Here is a 14136-nt window from a genome sequence, read left to right as displayed (position 1 = left end):
ACGGCGCAACGCGTCGCGCCAGCTAGAGCGTGCGCCGATCGAGCATCGCGCGCGCGATCGTGCCTGCGTCGACGTATTCGAGCTCGCCGCCGACCGGCACGCCGCGCGCCAGGCGCGTCACCGACAGGTCGCGCGCCTTCAGCGTCTGCGCCAGATAGTGCGCCGTCGCTTCGCCTTCATTCGTAAAATTGGTTGCGAGCACAACTTCTTTGACGACGCCGTCGGACGCGCGCTTGACGAGCCGGTCGAAGTGAATCTCCTTCGGACCGATACCGTCGAGCGGGCTCAGACGCCCCATCAGCACGAAATAGAGCCCGCGGTAGGTCATCGTCTGTTCGAGCATGATCTGGTCCGCGGGCGTCTCGACCACGCACAGCAACGTCGGGTCGCGCTCCTCGTCACTGCACACATCGCAGATGCGCGCCTCGGTGAACGTGTTGCACTTCTCGCAGTGCTGCAAATGCTCGGTCGCAAAGAGCAGCGAGCGGCCCAGCCGCTCGGCCCCTTCTCGATCGTGCTGCATCAGGTGGTACGCCATCCGTTGTGCGGATTTGGGTCCGACACCGGGCAGCACGCGCAGCGCCTCGACAAGCGCAACGAGAGCGGAAGGCTGTTTCATGGATGGGGTTCGGATGCGTGCGAACGCGAATCGGGCTCGCTCAGAACGGGAGCTTGAAACCCGGCGGCAACGGCAGACCCGCCGTCATGCCGCCCATCTTTTCCTGCGCCGTCGCTTCGGCCTTGCGCACCGCATCGTTGAACGCGGCGGCGACGAGGTCTTCGAGCATGTCCTTGTCGTCGGCCAGCAGGCTCGGATCGATCGTGACGCGGCGCACGTCGTTCTTGCAGGTCATCAATACCTTGACGAGCCCCGCGCCCGACTGCCCTTCGACCTCGATCTCCGCGAGCTGCTCCTGCATCTTCTTCATGTTTTCCTGCATCTGCTGGGCTTGCTTCATGAGCCCTGCGAGTTGGCCTTTCATCATGGACGTGCTCCTTTGATCGTGTGGATGTTCAAGGCGGCATCCGGACGACCGGACGCCGCGAGTGGTAGCGAAAACGTGCGCTGTTTTTTGTTTGCGTTGGCAGTGCTTTACGACGTGTGTGTCAGTGCGCGGCGGCGCCCGCGTCGGGCGATAGCGGCTTGACCGAACCCGGCACGATGCTCGCGCCGAAGTCGCGAATCAGCGCCTGCACGAACGGGTCGGCGTCGATCTCGCGCTCGGCCTCGCGCTGGCGTTCCGCGCGAGCGGCCGCTGCGAGCGCGGCGGCCGTGCGGCGAGCCGGCCCGACCTCGACCGACACCTCGACAGGCTTGCCGAGCCGCTCGGCCAGCGCCGCCTTCAGCTTGGTCACTTGCGCCTGATCGGCATATTGCGGCACCGGCACGCTGAGCTTGAGCGTGGCACCTTCGAGCCCGGTCAGCTCGCTGTTGAAGGCGAGCTGATGCGCGACGCCCGTCAGCGAAAGCTCGGCCGCCAGCGCGGGCCAGTCGCCCGTGAAGCCGATCGAATCGAGCGCGATGCCGGGCGGCAACGTGCTCAGGTCGACCTGCGGAGCAGCAGGCGTCGCGGGCACCGCGGGCCTGGTCTCGAAGCGCAGGTCGTCAGGGCCGCTTTCGAACGCCGGCGCGAAGCCGTCGTCAGGCAGCGCGAAATAAGCGTCTTCGGCCGATGAGGACGGCAGATAGTCGTCGAGCGGCGGCGCATCGTCCCACGGCGGCGTCGATGACGTCGACGACACCGCAGCGGCCACCTGCGCAGGCGGCTCTTCGCGGCGCGCGCGCGGCACCGGCACCTGAACGGCCGGGCGCGGCGCAGCCGGCTTGGGTGCCGGCGCACTGGCAGGCTGGGCGGCAGCCGCACCGCGGTTGCGATCGGTCGACACGCGCAGGCCCGCATTGCGCAGCACATCGAGCGCAGCACTTGCACCGCCGGCGCGGCGCGGCGCTACGTCTTCGGCCGAAGACGCCGCCGGCGCCGGTTCGGCCGCCGGCGTGCCCCCAACCATCGAAGCGGCTTCGCTCGCGCCTGGGGACTCGCCGCGCGCTGGCGGCTCAGCGACAGCGGGCTCAGGCTCGGGTTCGGATTCAGGCACAGCAGCCGCGGCGGCCATCGGCGTTTCGCGCCGCACGCCCTCGGCGGCAGTCGCATCAGCGACACGTGGCACAGCCGAAGCGACATCGTTCGTTTGCATAGCCGACACCGCCGGCTCACGGGGCCGCGCAGGCGCGGCAGACACGCGCTCCGCCGTCGCGGCACTCGCACCGCGGGGCATCGGCGCTCGCGCCGGACTCGACTCGCCCGCGGCAGCCGTTGCCTGCTGGGCGGAAACGGCCGCACCAGCACGGCTTGCCGCGGCTCGCTCGACGGGCGCGACGGCCTTCGGGCCAGGGCCCGCTCCACCTGCCCCCTGCGCGGCCGGCTCGAACGCGAGCATCCGCAGCAAGGTCATCGTGAAACCCGCGTACTCGTCGGGCGCCAGCCCGAGTTCGCTGCGTCCGATCGTGGCGATTTGATAGAACAACTGGACTTCTTCGGGCGTCAGCGTCTGTGCGAAGCGGCGCAGGTCGTTCGCCTCGGGCCATTCGTCGAGCACCGACGCCGGCGCGAACTGCGCCCAAGCGATGCGATGAAAGAGACTGGCCAGATCTTGCAGCGCGGTCGAGAACGACAGACTGCGCAACGCCATCTCGTCGGCGACCGACAGCACCTGCGCACCGTCGCCGGCCACGAGTGCGTCGACGAGGCGGATCAGATAGCTCTGGTCGAGCGCGCCGAGCATGCCGCGCACGGCGTCTTCGGTGACTTCGTTGGCCGAATAGGCGATGGCCTGATCGGTCAACGACAGCGCATCGCGCATGCTGCCTTCAGCCGCCCGCGCGAGCAGCCGCAACGCCTGCAGCTCGAACGGGATGCTTTCGGCTTCGAGGATGCCCTCCAAATGGCTGACGATGTGCCCGGCCGGCATCTGCTTGAGGTTGAACTGCAGACAGCGCGACAGCACCGTCACGGGAATCTTTTGCGGATCGGTCGTCGCGAGGATGAACTTGATGTGCGGCGGCGGCTCCTCCAGCGTCTTCAACATGGCGTTGAACGCATGGTTCGTGAGCATGTGCACTTCGTCGATCATGTAGACCTTGAAGCGCGCATCGACGGGCGCATAGACGGCGCGCTCGAGCAGCGCCGCCATTTCGTCGACGCCGCGATTGCTCGCCGCATCCATTTCGACGTAGTCGACGAAACGCCCTTCGTCGATTTCCCGGCAGGCACGGCACACGCCGCACGGCGTCGACGTCACGCCGGTTTCGCAGTTGAGCGCTTTCGAAAAGATGCGCGAGAGCGTCGTCTTGCCGACGCCGCGCGTTCCGGTGAACAGATAGGCGTGGTGCAGACGCCCGCCGTCAAGCGCGTGCGTCAGCGCACGAACGACGTGTTCCTGTCCGACGAGCGAAGCGAAATCCTTCGGCCGCCATTTGCGTGCGAGAACTTGATAGGTCATCGCGAAATTGTATCAGCAACGATGCAGCGCCAAAGCACGATGCAAGCGCAAAACGGAAACGAACGCTGGAGGTAAAACAGGCGGAAAAGCGAGCGATGCGGGGAGGGAAAAATACGGAAGGCAAAAAGCGAAGGTGACGAGCCCGACCCTCGGCACTGGCGGAAAACGGCTGTGGCTGCTTCGTTCCCGACCTGACCAGGTTGACCGCCCCACCATGCGAGGAGGCCCGTCACGTCGCATTCTATCACCGCTTGCTGCGATGCGCGACTGTTCATTGCATGGAGGCGACCTGCACCCTCGCCTTCGCTATGCTGCGCAACCGAAACGCGACATAGCGAACACGGGTCGGCACACCGTGCGCATGGCGGCTATCGCCGCGCACGACACATAGCGATTTGGGCTAATATGACAGCCGGACGACCCGCGAACGACAACGGTCGGCATTGAGCATCCTCACGGCACCCGGGACAGCATTCGCCATCGGCGTATCGCCTCGCCCCACCGGTGCGAGCGCGCCCGGAACGTTTTCCCGTTTTGGTGTATCGTGCGGGCAATTCAGATGCGGGCTTCGAACCCGAAGAGGTACATATACATGAGCGAACAAATCAAACACATCAGCGACGCGTCGTTCGAAATCGACGTCGTGAAATCCGACAAGCCCGTGCTTCTCGATTTTTGGGCCGAATGGTGCGGCCCCTGCAAGATGATCGCCCCGATCCTCGACGAAGTCGCGAAGGACTACGCCGACAAGCTGCAGATCGCGAAGATCAACGTCGACGACAACCAGGCGACGCCGGCCAAGTTCGGCGTGCGCGGCATCCCGACGCTGATTCTGTTCAAGAACGGCGCAGTGGCGGCCCAGAAGGTCGGCGCGTTGTCGAAGTCGCAATTGACGGCGTTCCTCGACAGCCACCTTTGATCGAACCATCGGGCCTGTTGTGAGACGGCAACAGGCCTGACGCACCGTCCGATCAGCCGCTCAGGCGTGATCCGGCGTATGCTATGCTAGAATCATAAGACGTCAAGAAGACATATAACGTCCTTGAGCGGTTCCGCTCATTCTCCTCCCAAATCTTTCGTCGCACCTTCTCTCCCTGACGGGATCTCCGTATGCATTTATCCGAGCTTAAGTCTCTGCACGTGTCTCAATTGATCGAGATGGCGAATGGCCTCGAGATCGAAAGCGCGAACCGCCTGCGCAAGCAGGAATTGATGTTCGCCATCCTCAAGAAGCGCGCCAAAACCGGCGAGACGATTTTCGGCGACGGCACGCTCGAAGTGCTGCCCGACGGATTCGGCTTCCTGCGTTCGCCGGAAATGTCGTATCTCGCGAGCACCGACGATATCTATATCAGCCCGTCGCAAATCCGCCGTTTCAACCTGCATACGGGCGACACGATCGAAGGTGAAGTCCGCACGCCGAAAGACGGCGAGCGCTACTTCGCACTCGTGAAGGTCGACAAGGTCAACGGTCAGCCGCCCGAGGCCTCGAAACATAAGATCATGTTCGAGAACCTCACGCCGCTGCATCCGAACAAGCCGCTGCTGCTCGAGCGCGAAATGCGCGGCGAAGAAAACGTGACCGGCCGCATCATCGACATGATCGCGCCGATCGGCAAAGGCCAGCGCGGCCTGCTCGTCGCGTCGCCGAAGTCGGGCAAGACGGTCATGCTTCAGCACATCGCGCACGCGATCAAGCAGAACCACCCCGACGTCGTGCTGTTCGTCCTGCTCATCGACGAGCGCCCCGAAGAAGTGACCGAAATGCAGCGCTCGGTGGCGGGCGAAGTGGTCGCCTCGACGTTCGACGAGCCTGCTACGCGTCACGTGCAAGTGGCCGAAATGGTCATCGAGAAGGCCAAGCGTCTCGTCGAAATGAAGCACGACGTCGTGATTCTGCTCGACTCGATCACGCGCCTCGCACGCGCCTACAACACGGTCATTCCGGCCTCGGGCAAGGTGCTCACCGGCGGTGTCGATGCCAACGCGCTGCAGCGTCCGAAGCGTTTCTTCGGCGCGGCGCGCAACATCGAGGAAGGCGGCTCGCTCACGATCATCGGCACCGCGCTGATCGAGACGGGCAGCCGCATGGACGACGTGATCTACGAAGAGTTCAAGGGCACCGGCAACATGGAAGTGCACCTCGAGCGCCGCCTCGCGGAAAAGCGCGTCTATCCGTCGCTCAACCTGAACAAGTCGGGCACGCGCCGCGAAGAACTGCTGATCAAGCCCGAGATCCTTCAAAAGATCTGGGTGCTGCGCAAGTTCATTCACGACATGGATGAAGTCGAGGCAATGGAATTCCTGCTCGACAAAATCCGCCAGACGAAGGGCAACTCCGAGTTCTTCGATCTGATGCGCCGCGGCGGCTGACGCCGCACGCCATCTGCGCCACGAGGCGAGATCCGCCTCGCCTCGTGGCGCCGACCTCCTCGGCCGCCACTCCTCCGATGCTCTCGAAGCTGACTCGCTGGCTCGACACGCGGCGCCGCGAACGTGCGCTGCGCAAGCACCCGATCGCCGACGAACTGTGGCAGGCCACGCTCGACGCGCTCCCGTTCCTCACCCACCTCGATGCACCCGACCTCGCGCGCCTGCGCGAGATGGCGAGCCTGTTCATCGCCCAGAAGGAATTTTCGACGGCCCACGGCCTCGAACTGACCGATGCGATGATCGTCAGCATCGCGGCCCAAGCGTGCTTGCCCGTGCTGAACCTGAGCCTCGATCTGTATCGCGGCTGGGTCGGCGTGGTCGTCTATCCGGGCGAGTTCGTGATTCGCAAGACGGTCGAGGACGAAGACGGCGTCGTGCACGAGGTCGAGCAGGATGCGAGCGGCGAGGCCTGGGAAGGCGGTCCCGTGATCCTGTCGTGGGAAGACGCGCAAATGACCGATGCGCGCGACGCTTACAACGTCGTCATCCACGAGTTCGCCCATAAGATCGACATGCTGACGGGCGAAACGAACGGCCACCCTCCGCTGTTCCGGCGCTGGCACGCACCGCTCGATGCCGCTGCCTGGGCCAACGTGTTCGACCATGCCTACGACAACTTCTGCGGAAAAGTCGATGCCGTGCCGCAACGCCGCTGGGCGCGTTTCGAGCGCGAATCGCTGATCGACCCTTACGCGGCCGATCACCCGTCGGAATTCTTCGCCGTATGCAGCGAAGCGCTGTTCGTGCAGCCGGGCACATTCGAGGCCGAGTATCCCGAACTCTATCGCCTGCTCGCACGCTATTACCGACAGGACCCCGCCCGCACAGGCGTACTCGCCTGACTGTGCCGCAGTGGCTCGCGCACCAAAAATTCGTCAACCGACTGATTTTCTGGCATAATTGCCGTTTTTCGACCTTAGGCAAGTGGCTCGCGCGGCAAAGCAGCGGGTTGGCTACCGCCAGACCAAAGGAAAGACCATGAAAGAAGGCATTCACCCCGATTACCGCGAAGTCCTGTTCATCGACGTGTCGAACGACTTCAAGTTCGTGACGCGCTCGACCATCCAGACGCGCGAAACGGCCGAATTCAACGGCAAGACCTACCCGCTCGCCAAGATCGAAGTCTCGTCGGAATCGCACCCGTTCTACACGGGCCAGCAAAAGATCATGGACACGGCTGGCCGCGTCGAGAAGTTCAACAAGAAGTTCGGCGCACGCGCAACCGGCAAGGCGAAGTAATACCGCGATGTTCGCGTACCGGCCCTGCGCCGGATCGAAAAAGGGCAGCCTACGCTGCCCTTTTTTCATTTGCTGGACATGTCAAGCGACGCTGCGAGTCGATACGCTTCTGACGCACTGCGCCACAGGCGTCTACAATGCCGGTTCTCGCGCCCCACGCGCCGTATAAGTACAACGATCGCCGCCTATCCGCCTCTGTCTGCATGAAACCCGCCGTCCGCCTCACCGCCTCCGCCACCCGTGCCTTGCCGCGCTGGCTGCTGCTCGCGCTCTGCATTATCTATGCAGGCTTTGGCCTGTTCGGCCGCGACCCCTGGAAGAACGAAGATGCGGCCGGCTTTGGCGTCATGTGGACGATGGCCAATGGCGGGCCGAAGGACTGGCTGCTGCCGAATCTGGTCGGCAAGTTCATCACCGATGACGGTCCGCTCGGCTACTGGCCCGGGGCCGTGGCGATCCGCCTGCTCGCGCCGTGGGTCGACGCGGCCGACGCCTCGCGCGTCGCAACGGGCCTGTTCTTTTGTGTCGCCTGCGCGTTCGTCTGGTATAGCGCCTATCTGTTGGGCCGACGGCCGGAAGTGCAGCCGTTCAAGTATGCGTTCGGCGGAGAACCCGAGCCGCGCGACTACGGACGCACGCTCGGCGACGGCGCACTGCTGATCCTCGTCGCGTGCTTCGGGCTTGCCGAGCGCGGCCACGAAACGACGCCGCAGCTCGCGCAATTCATGTGCATCGCGATGCTCGTGTACGGGCTCGTGCGTATCATCGACAAGCCTTTGATCGGCACGCTATGGTGGGGACTGGCGCTCGGCCTGCTTGCGCTGACTGCCAATCCATTGCTGGTCGTCGCGTTGCTGATCGGCACCGGTGTGCTCGCGGCGCTCGTGAAAGAGGTGCGCTCCGTCTGGCTGCTGGTGCTCGGCGTCCCGATCGTGCTGGTGCTGTCCTCGGCATGGCCTGTGACCGTCTTCAAGCTCTATCCGGACGACGCGCCTTGGGTCATCGGCCAATGGATCAACGCCAGCATCAACCGTTTCTCGCCCCCGCCCGGCCACGTCGTGCGCTATGCGTTCAAGAACCTGCCGCTGTTCACGTGGCCGGCCTGGCCGCTGGCGGCCTGGGCATGGGTCAGCTGGGGTGGCTTGCGCCGCAAGCCGCACATCGCGGCGCCGCTGGCCGTCGTCCTCCCCGTGCTCGTGCTGGCCGTGCTGCAAAGCCATCAAACAAACCGGCTCTACTTGTTGCTGCTGCCCGCGCTCGCGACGCTCGCCACGTTCGCCCTGCCGACGCTCAAGCGCGGCGCAATCAACGCGATCGATTGGTTTGCGGTCCTCAGCTTCACGATTCTCGGCACGTTCGTGTGGCTTGTCTGGCTTGCCGCGCAAACGGGGACGCCACGTCAGCTCGCGCATAACCTGGCACGGCTCGTTCCCGGTTTTGCCCCACACTTCAGCGCGCTCTCGCTCGCCTGTGCGATCGCCGCGACGCTCGGCTGGGCCGCCCTCGTGCATTGGCGCCTCTCGCGTCACCCGAAGGTTCTGTGGCGCAGTGTCGTGCTCTCGAGCGCAGGCACGACGTTGATGTGGGTGCTGCTCATGACGCTGTGGCTGCCGATGGTGAACTACAGCCGGACTTATCGCGACGTCGCATTGCAGATCGCCGAGCACCTGCCCGACGACTACACGTGCATCTCGCCGGTGCGCCTCGGCGATGCTCAGCTCGCCTCGTTCGCCTACTTCGGCGATATGCAGTTCTCGTTCAGCCAGGACTGCGACGTGCTGCTGCGTCAGGACACGCAGGACTTCAGCGCACCGAGCCCGATGCTCAGCTACGTCTGGAAGCTCGTGTGGGAAGGCCGCCGCGCTGCCGACCGCGACGAACGGTTCCGCCTCTATGTACGCGTCGACCGGCCCAAGCCGGCCCACGTCGAGCATCGCAAACTGCTCAAGCGCGGACGCTGAAGCCTATGTTCGCCGACATGCGGAAAATCGCCGGCCTCGCCTGGCCGATACTGATCGGGCAGCTCGCGATCATTGCGTTCGGGGTCATCGACACGGTGATGGCCGGCCGCTACTCGGCGGTCGACCTTGCCGCGCTCGGACTCGGCTCATCGATCTATGTCTCGGTGCTCGTCGGCATGACGGGCGTGCTCCTCGCCGTGCAGCCGATCGTGGGACAACTGTTCGGCGCCCGGCGCTACGTCGAGATCGGTGAAGAGGTGCGCCAGGCGCTATGGCTCGCGGCTGCCCTCGCCACCTTCGGTTTCGTCGTCATGTACTTTCCGGAGCCGCTGCTTGCGCTGGCACGCGTGCCGCAGGCGCTGCACGAGCGCACCGAAGCGTACTTGCGCATCGCGGCGTTCGGTTTGCCGGCCAGCCTCGTGTTTCGCGTCTACACGGCGCTCGCCAATGCGGTCGGCAAGCCGCGCCTGGTGATGGTGCTGCAATTGGGCGCGCTGGTCTTGAAGATCCCGCTGAACTACTGGTTCATCTTCGGTGGGTTCGGCGTGCCGGCGCTCGGCGGCCCTGGCTGCGCGCTCGCGAGCACGGTCGTCAATTTCTTGTACGCCGGCACCGGTCTGCTGTTGCTGGCGAAAGTCGACGTGTTCGAGCCGTTCGGCATCTTCAAGCATTTCTGCTGGCCCGAGCGGCAGCGCCTGCTCGCCCTGCTCAAGCTGGGCTTGCCGATGGGCCTGTCGTATCTGATCGAGGTGACGTCCTACACGTTCATGGCGCTCTTCATCGCGCGCTTCGGCACGACGACGCTGGCCGGACATCAAATCACCGGCAATTGGGGAGCGGTGCTGTACATGACGCCACTGTCGATCGGCGTGGCAACGTCGACGCTCGTCGCGCAATCGCTGGGGGCTCGCCAGTACGATGCAGCACGCAAGCTGGCGCGCCACGGCATCGCCATGGCGTGCGGCGTGGGCACCTGCTATGCGCTGATCGGCTTCCTGCTTCGGCCCGTGATCCTCGCCGCGTATACACCCAATGCAGCCGTGATCGCCGCCGCCATGCCGCTCGTGACGATCATGCTCTGCTACCACGTCTTCGATGCGCTGCAGGCCACGACGGCCTTCGTGCTGCGAGCCTATAAGGTGGCTGTCGTGCCGACCCTCATCTACGCCGTGGCGCTATGGGGTGTAGGACTCGGCGGCGGCTATACGCTTGGCTTCGACGTCGGCGGCGCCATACCGTCGTGGCTCACGGGCGCACGCGGCTTCTGGGCCGCGAGCGCGGCGAGCCTCGCGGCTGCCGGCTGCGGCTTGTACGTCTATTGGCACACGGTCAGCGCGCGCCTCTCGCGTGACGCTCAGGCACCAGCCGCGGTCGACGCGGCCTGAGCATCACGGGCGGCGAACACGTCGCGCGCCGCGAACAGGGCGTTCAATGCCGCAGGGAAGCCTGCGTAGACAGCCATCTGCATGAAGATCTCGACGATCTCCTCGCGCGAGCAGCCGACGTTCAGCGCGCCCTCGATGTGTACCTTCAGCTGCGGCTGAGCGTTGCCGAGCGCGGCCAGCGCCGCGATCGTCGCGATCTCGCGCGACTTCAGGTCAAGTTGCGGACGGCTGTAGATGTCGCCGAACGGAAATTCGATCAACAGCCGGGCGAAATCCGGCGCGATGGGCGCAAGCGATTCGATCACGCGCTCGCCGGCTTCGCCGTCGATCTCCTTCAGCTTGTCCCATCCGCGTGCGAAGCGTTCGTTGTCTGCGTGCTTGATCGTGTTGTCCATTGCGTGTCCTTTGTGTTTTGAGGTTCGTCTTCGATGCGTGTCATGTCGTCGGCTGGTGCATTGCCCATCATCGCGTCGTAGTCGATGATCTTTTGCTCGATCGCGGCCAGGTTCGAACGCAACTGAGCCAGCTGCGCACGCACATGCTCGCGATGCTCGAGGATCAGCGCGCGCCGCTCGGCGACCGTCTCCGCGCCTCGGGCACGCAGCGCCGCAAAGGCCTGCATGCCCGCGATCGACATCCCCGTCGCCTTGAGCCGCATCACGAAGCGCACCCAGTCGACGTCGCCGCGCGCATACAGCCGATGTCCCGCGTTCGTACGCGCCACGGGGCGCATCAAACCGGCTTGCTCGTAATAGCGCAGCGTGTGCGTCGATACGCCCACCAAAGCGGCCATGCGGCCAATCGTCAGTGCTTCCGACATGACAACACCCTCAACGTTAAGACTTCGAGTGCGCTCGAAGTCAAGCGCCGGTACGCAAAAAAATGCCGACGCCCTCGAAACCTACGCAACTCATGAAAAAAAACGGCCGGGCGTTTTATCGCCCGGCCGCCATTTGAGCTGCTTGACCGCGTTGCGTCAATGTACGACGCGTTCGAACACGAACCTGCCGTCCTCGATCTCGACCGGGATCACGTCCTTCGGTCCGAAGCGACCGGCGAGGATCAGCTTGGCCACCGGGTTCTCGATCTCCTGCTGAATCGCGCGCTTGAGCGGCCGCGCACCGAACAGCGGGTCGTAGCCGACCTTCGCGATTTGCTCGAGCGCTTCGTCGGACACGACCAGTTGCATCTCGAGCTTGGCCAGCCGTTCGTGCAGACGCTGCAGCTGGATCTTCGCAATCGATTCGATGTTCTTACGATCGAGCGCATGGAACACGACGACTTCGTCGATCCGGTTCAGGAACTCGGGACGGAAATGCTGCTTCACCTCGGTCCACACCGCATCGCGCACCGCCTCCTGCGGCTCGCCCGTCATCGACTGGATCATCTGCGAACCCAGGTTCGAGGTCATGACGATCACGGTGTTCTTGAAGTCGACCGTGCGTCCCTGCCCGTCCGTCATGCGGCCGTCATCCAATACTTGCAGCAGCACGTTGAACACATCGGGATGCGCCTTCTCGATCTCGTCGAGCAGGATCACGCTATACGGCTTGCGGCGCACGGCTTCGGTCAGATAGCCGCCCTCCTCGTAGCCGATGTAGCCCGGCGGCGCGCCGATCAAACGCGCGACGCTGTGCTTTTCCATGAACTCGCTCATGTCGATCCGGATCAGATGCTCTTCCGAATCGAACAGGAACGACGCGAGCGCCTTGCACAGTTCGGTCTTGCCGACGCCGGTCGGCCCAAGGAACAGGAATGAGCCGTACGGGCGATTCGGATCGGCCAAGCCTGCGCGCGAGCGACGGATCGCATCGGCCACCGCGTTGATCGCCTCGTCCTGTCCGACGACACGCTCGTGCAGCTTCGCTTCGATTTGCAACAGCTTCTCGCGCTCGCCCTGCATCATGCGTGCCACGGGAATGCCGGTCGCGCGCGAGACGACCTCGGCAATTTCCTCGGCGCCGACCTGCGTGCGCAGCAGACGCGGCCGCGACGGGTTGTGCTGCTCCTTCGCTTCGGCTTGCGTGACTTGCTTCAGGCGCGTCTCGAGCTCGGGCAGCTTGCCATACTGCAGCTCGGCGACTTTCTCGAGCTTGCCCTCGCGCTGCAAGCGTGCGATCTCCGCACGCGTCCGCTCGATTTCCTCCTTCAGCTGCGCGCTGCCCAGCACGGCCGCTTTCTCGGCCGTCCAGATCTCTTCGAGGTCCGCGTACTCGCGATTGAGCCGCTCGATTTCCTCTTCGATGAGCTGCAGGCGCTTTTGCGACGCTTCGTCCTTCTCCTTCTTCACCGCCTCGCGCTCGATCTTCAGCTGGATCAGGCGACGGTCGAGCCGGTCCATCTCCTCGGGCTTCGAGTCGATTTCCATCTTGATCTTCGAGGCCGCCTCGTCGATGAGGTCAATCGCCTTGTCGGGCAGGAAGCGGTCCGTGATGTAGCGATGCGAGAGCTCGGCCGCGGCGACGATCGCCGGATCGGTGATGTCGACGCCGTGGTGCAGCTCATAGCGCTCCTGCAACCCGCGCAGGATCGCGATCGTGGCCTCGACCGAGGGTTCGTCGACGAGCACCTTCTGGAAGCGCCGTTCGAGCGCGGCGTCCTTTTCGATGTACTTACGATATTCGTCGAGCGTCGTGGCGCCGATGCAGTGCAGCTCGCCGCGCGACAGCGCCGGCTTGAGCATGTTGCCCGCGTCCAGCGCGCCTTCGGCCTTGCCGGCGCCGACCATCGTGTGGATTTCGTCGATGAAGACGATCGTCTGGCCCTCGTCGCGCGCGATGTCGTGCAGCACGGCCTTCAGGCGCTCCTCGAACTCGCCGCGATATTTCGCGCCGGCGAGCAGGGCCGCCATGTCGAGCGACAGCACGCGCTTGCTCTTGAGCGACTCGGGCACTTCGCCGTTGACGATACGCTGGGCGAGACCTTCGACGATCGCTGTCTTGCCCACGCCGGGCTCGCCGATCAGCACCGGGTTGTTCTTCGTGCGCCGCTGCAGGATCTGGATCGAGCGGCGAATCTCATCGTCGCGGCCGATGACGGGATCGAGCTTGCCCACGCGAGCGCGTTCGGTCAGATCGACCGTGTACTTCTTGAGCGCCTCGCGCTGGCTCTCGGCATCCTGACTATGGACCTGCGAGCCGCCGCGCACCGCCGCAATCGCCGTTTCGAGCGCGCGCCGCGTCAGGCCGTGCTGGCGCACGAGCTTACCCGCTTCGCCCTTGTCGTCGGCCACCGCCAGCAGGAACATCTCGCTCGCGATATAGCTGTCGTTCAGTTGCTGGGCTTCCTTGTCCGCCTGATTGAGCAAGCCGCTCAACTCGCGGCTCAGCTGGACGTTGCCGTCGGTCCCCTGGACCTGCGGCAGATGCGCGATCGCCTCGTTCAGCGCCGTTTGCAGCGCCTGCACGTGCACGCCGGCCCGCGACAGCAGCGAGCGCGCCGAGCCGTCTTCCTGCGCGACGAGCGCGGCGAGCACGTGCACAGGCTCCAGATACTGCTGGCCGCGACCGACGGCGAGACTCTGGGCGTCAGCGAGCGCCTCTTGAAATTTGGTGGTGAATTTGTCGATTCTCATGAAGAGACCTCCAATTTTTGACTATCACCAACATGAGGCGCTT

Annotated in this window: 12 protein-coding genes and 1 other RNA gene; 6 read left to right on the top strand and 7 right to left on the bottom strand. The window is 64.5% G+C overall.

Features of this window, described 5'->3' with window-relative positions:
- Positions 1 to 22: 22 nt before the first annotated feature.
- From recR to ffs, 4 genes are all read right to left on the bottom strand, one after another.
- A complete protein-coding gene (gene recR / locus D7S89_RS02500; RefSeq protein ID WP_121275275.1) occupies positions 23 to 619 on the bottom strand; it encodes a recombination mediator RecR in 597 nt (198 codons plus the stop codon).
- Between the two features lie 40 nt (positions 620 to 659).
- Positions 660 to 986, bottom strand: a complete 327-nt coding sequence (locus D7S89_RS02495; RefSeq protein ID WP_121275273.1) for a YbaB/EbfC family nucleoid-associated protein — start codon at positions 984 to 986, stop codon at positions 660 to 662.
- 121 nt (positions 987 to 1107) lie between these two features.
- Positions 1108 to 3501, bottom strand: a complete 2394-nt coding sequence (locus D7S89_RS02490) for a DNA polymerase III subunit gamma/tau (RefSeq protein ID WP_121275271.1) — start codon at positions 3499 to 3501, stop codon at positions 1108 to 1110.
- 132 nt (positions 3502 to 3633) lie between these two features.
- Positions 3634 to 3732: signal recognition particle sRNA small type (ffs, locus tag D7S89_RS02485), an RNA gene on the bottom strand.
- Positions 3733 to 4093: 361 nt separating this feature from the next.
- Here ffs and trxA point away from each other — a divergent pair.
- The 6 genes from trxA to D7S89_RS02455 all read left to right on the top strand — a co-directional run bounded on the left by trxA (position 4094) and on the right by D7S89_RS02455 (position 10519).
- Positions 4094 to 4420 carry a thioredoxin TrxA gene (trxA, locus tag D7S89_RS02480; RefSeq protein WP_121275269.1) on the top strand — a complete coding sequence of 109 codons (327 nt, stop codon included), beginning with the start codon at positions 4094 to 4096 and terminating at the stop codon, positions 4418 to 4420.
- A 191-nt stretch (positions 4421 to 4611) separates the two neighbouring features.
- Positions 4612 to 5874 (top strand): transcription termination factor Rho, encoded by a 1263-nt coding sequence (gene rho, locus D7S89_RS02475; RefSeq protein WP_121275267.1) that lies wholly within the window; start codon positions 4612 to 4614, stop codon positions 5872 to 5874.
- Positions 5875 to 5951: 77 nt separating this feature from the next.
- Positions 5952 to 6776 (top strand): M90 family metallopeptidase, encoded by an 825-nt coding sequence (locus tag D7S89_RS02470; RefSeq protein ID WP_121275265.1) that lies wholly within the window; start codon positions 5952 to 5954, stop codon positions 6774 to 6776.
- 136 nt (positions 6777 to 6912) lie between these two features.
- A complete protein-coding gene (locus D7S89_RS02465) occupies positions 6913 to 7173 on the top strand; it encodes a type B 50S ribosomal protein L31 (protein ID WP_121276019.1) in 261 nt (86 codons plus the stop codon).
- A gap of 203 nt (positions 7174 to 7376) precedes the next feature.
- Positions 7377 to 9134 (top strand): ArnT family glycosyltransferase, encoded by a 1758-nt coding sequence (locus D7S89_RS02460; RefSeq protein ID WP_121275263.1) that lies wholly within the window; start codon positions 7377 to 7379, stop codon positions 9132 to 9134.
- 5 nt (positions 9135 to 9139) lie between these two features.
- The gene (locus D7S89_RS02455) at positions 9140 to 10519 is read left to right on the top strand and encodes an MATE family efflux transporter (protein WP_121275261.1); all 1380 of its coding nucleotides are present in this window, start codon (positions 9140 to 9142) and stop codon (positions 10517 to 10519) included.
- On the opposite strand, the gene D7S89_RS02450 is transcribed toward D7S89_RS02455, so the two are convergent.
- From D7S89_RS02450 to clpB, 3 genes are all read right to left on the bottom strand, one after another.
- The gene (locus D7S89_RS02450) at positions 10489 to 10914 is read right to left on the bottom strand and encodes a carboxymuconolactone decarboxylase family protein (protein ID WP_121275259.1); all 426 of its coding nucleotides are present in this window, start codon (positions 10912 to 10914) and stop codon (positions 10489 to 10491) included. The genes D7S89_RS02455 and D7S89_RS02450 overlap by 31 nt on opposite strands.
- On the bottom strand, positions 10854 to 11339 hold the full coding sequence (locus D7S89_RS02445) for a MerR family transcriptional regulator (protein WP_121275257.1): 486 nt from the start codon (positions 11337 to 11339) through the stop codon (positions 10854 to 10856). The genes D7S89_RS02450 and D7S89_RS02445 overlap by 61 nt, the downstream gene beginning before the upstream one ends.
- Positions 11340 to 11495: 156 nt before the next feature.
- Complete coding sequence (clpB, locus tag D7S89_RS02440; RefSeq protein ID WP_121275255.1) at positions 11496 to 14093, bottom strand: ATP-dependent chaperone ClpB; 2598 nt, start codon at positions 14091 to 14093, stop codon at positions 11496 to 11498.
- Positions 14094 to 14136 lie beyond the last annotated feature (43 nt).

Origin of the sequence: Trinickia fusca (assembly GCF_003628145.1) — a bacterium.
GTDB classification, from domain to species: domain Bacteria; phylum Pseudomonadota; class Gammaproteobacteria; order Burkholderiales; family Burkholderiaceae; genus Trinickia; species Trinickia fusca.
The sequence above is the reverse complement of the archived record's forward strand: the minus strand, read 5'-3'. Positions and strand labels throughout refer to the sequence as shown.

Bases quoted from the DNA above. Each gene is read 5' to 3' on its own strand.
- recR (WP_121275275.1), bottom strand. From the start codon at position 619: ATGAAACAGCCTTCCGCTCTCGTTGCGCTTGTCGAGGCGCTGCGCGTG.
- D7S89_RS02495 (WP_121275273.1), bottom strand. From the start codon at position 986: ATGATGAAAGGCCAACTCGCAGGGCTCATGAAGCAAGCCCAGCAGATG.
- D7S89_RS02490 (WP_121275271.1), bottom strand. From the start codon at position 3,501: ATGACCTATCAAGTTCTCGCACGCAAATGGCGGCCGAAGGATTTCGCT.
- trxA (WP_121275269.1), top strand. From the start codon at position 4,094: ATGAGCGAACAAATCAAACACATCAGCGACGCGTCGTTCGAAATCGAC.
- rho (WP_121275267.1), top strand. From the start codon at position 4,612: ATGCATTTATCCGAGCTTAAGTCTCTGCACGTGTCTCAATTGATCGAG.
- D7S89_RS02470 (WP_121275265.1), top strand. From the start codon at position 5,952: ATGCTCTCGAAGCTGACTCGCTGGCTCGACACGCGGCGCCGCGAACGT.
- D7S89_RS02465 (WP_121276019.1), top strand. From the start codon at position 6,913: ATGAAAGAAGGCATTCACCCCGATTACCGCGAAGTCCTGTTCATCGAC.
- D7S89_RS02460 (WP_121275263.1), top strand. From the start codon at position 7,377: ATGAAACCCGCCGTCCGCCTCACCGCCTCCGCCACCCGTGCCTTGCCG.
- D7S89_RS02455 (WP_121275261.1), top strand. From the start codon at position 9,140: ATGTTCGCCGACATGCGGAAAATCGCCGGCCTCGCCTGGCCGATACTG.
- D7S89_RS02450 (WP_121275259.1), bottom strand. From the start codon at position 10,914: ATGGACAACACGATCAAGCACGCAGACAACGAACGCTTCGCACGCGGA.
- D7S89_RS02445 (WP_121275257.1), bottom strand. From the start codon at position 11,339: ATGTCGGAAGCACTGACGATTGGCCGCATGGCCGCTTTGGTGGGCGTA.
- clpB (WP_121275255.1), bottom strand. From the start codon at position 14,093: ATGAGAATCGACAAATTCACCACCAAATTTCAAGAGGCGCTCGCTGAC.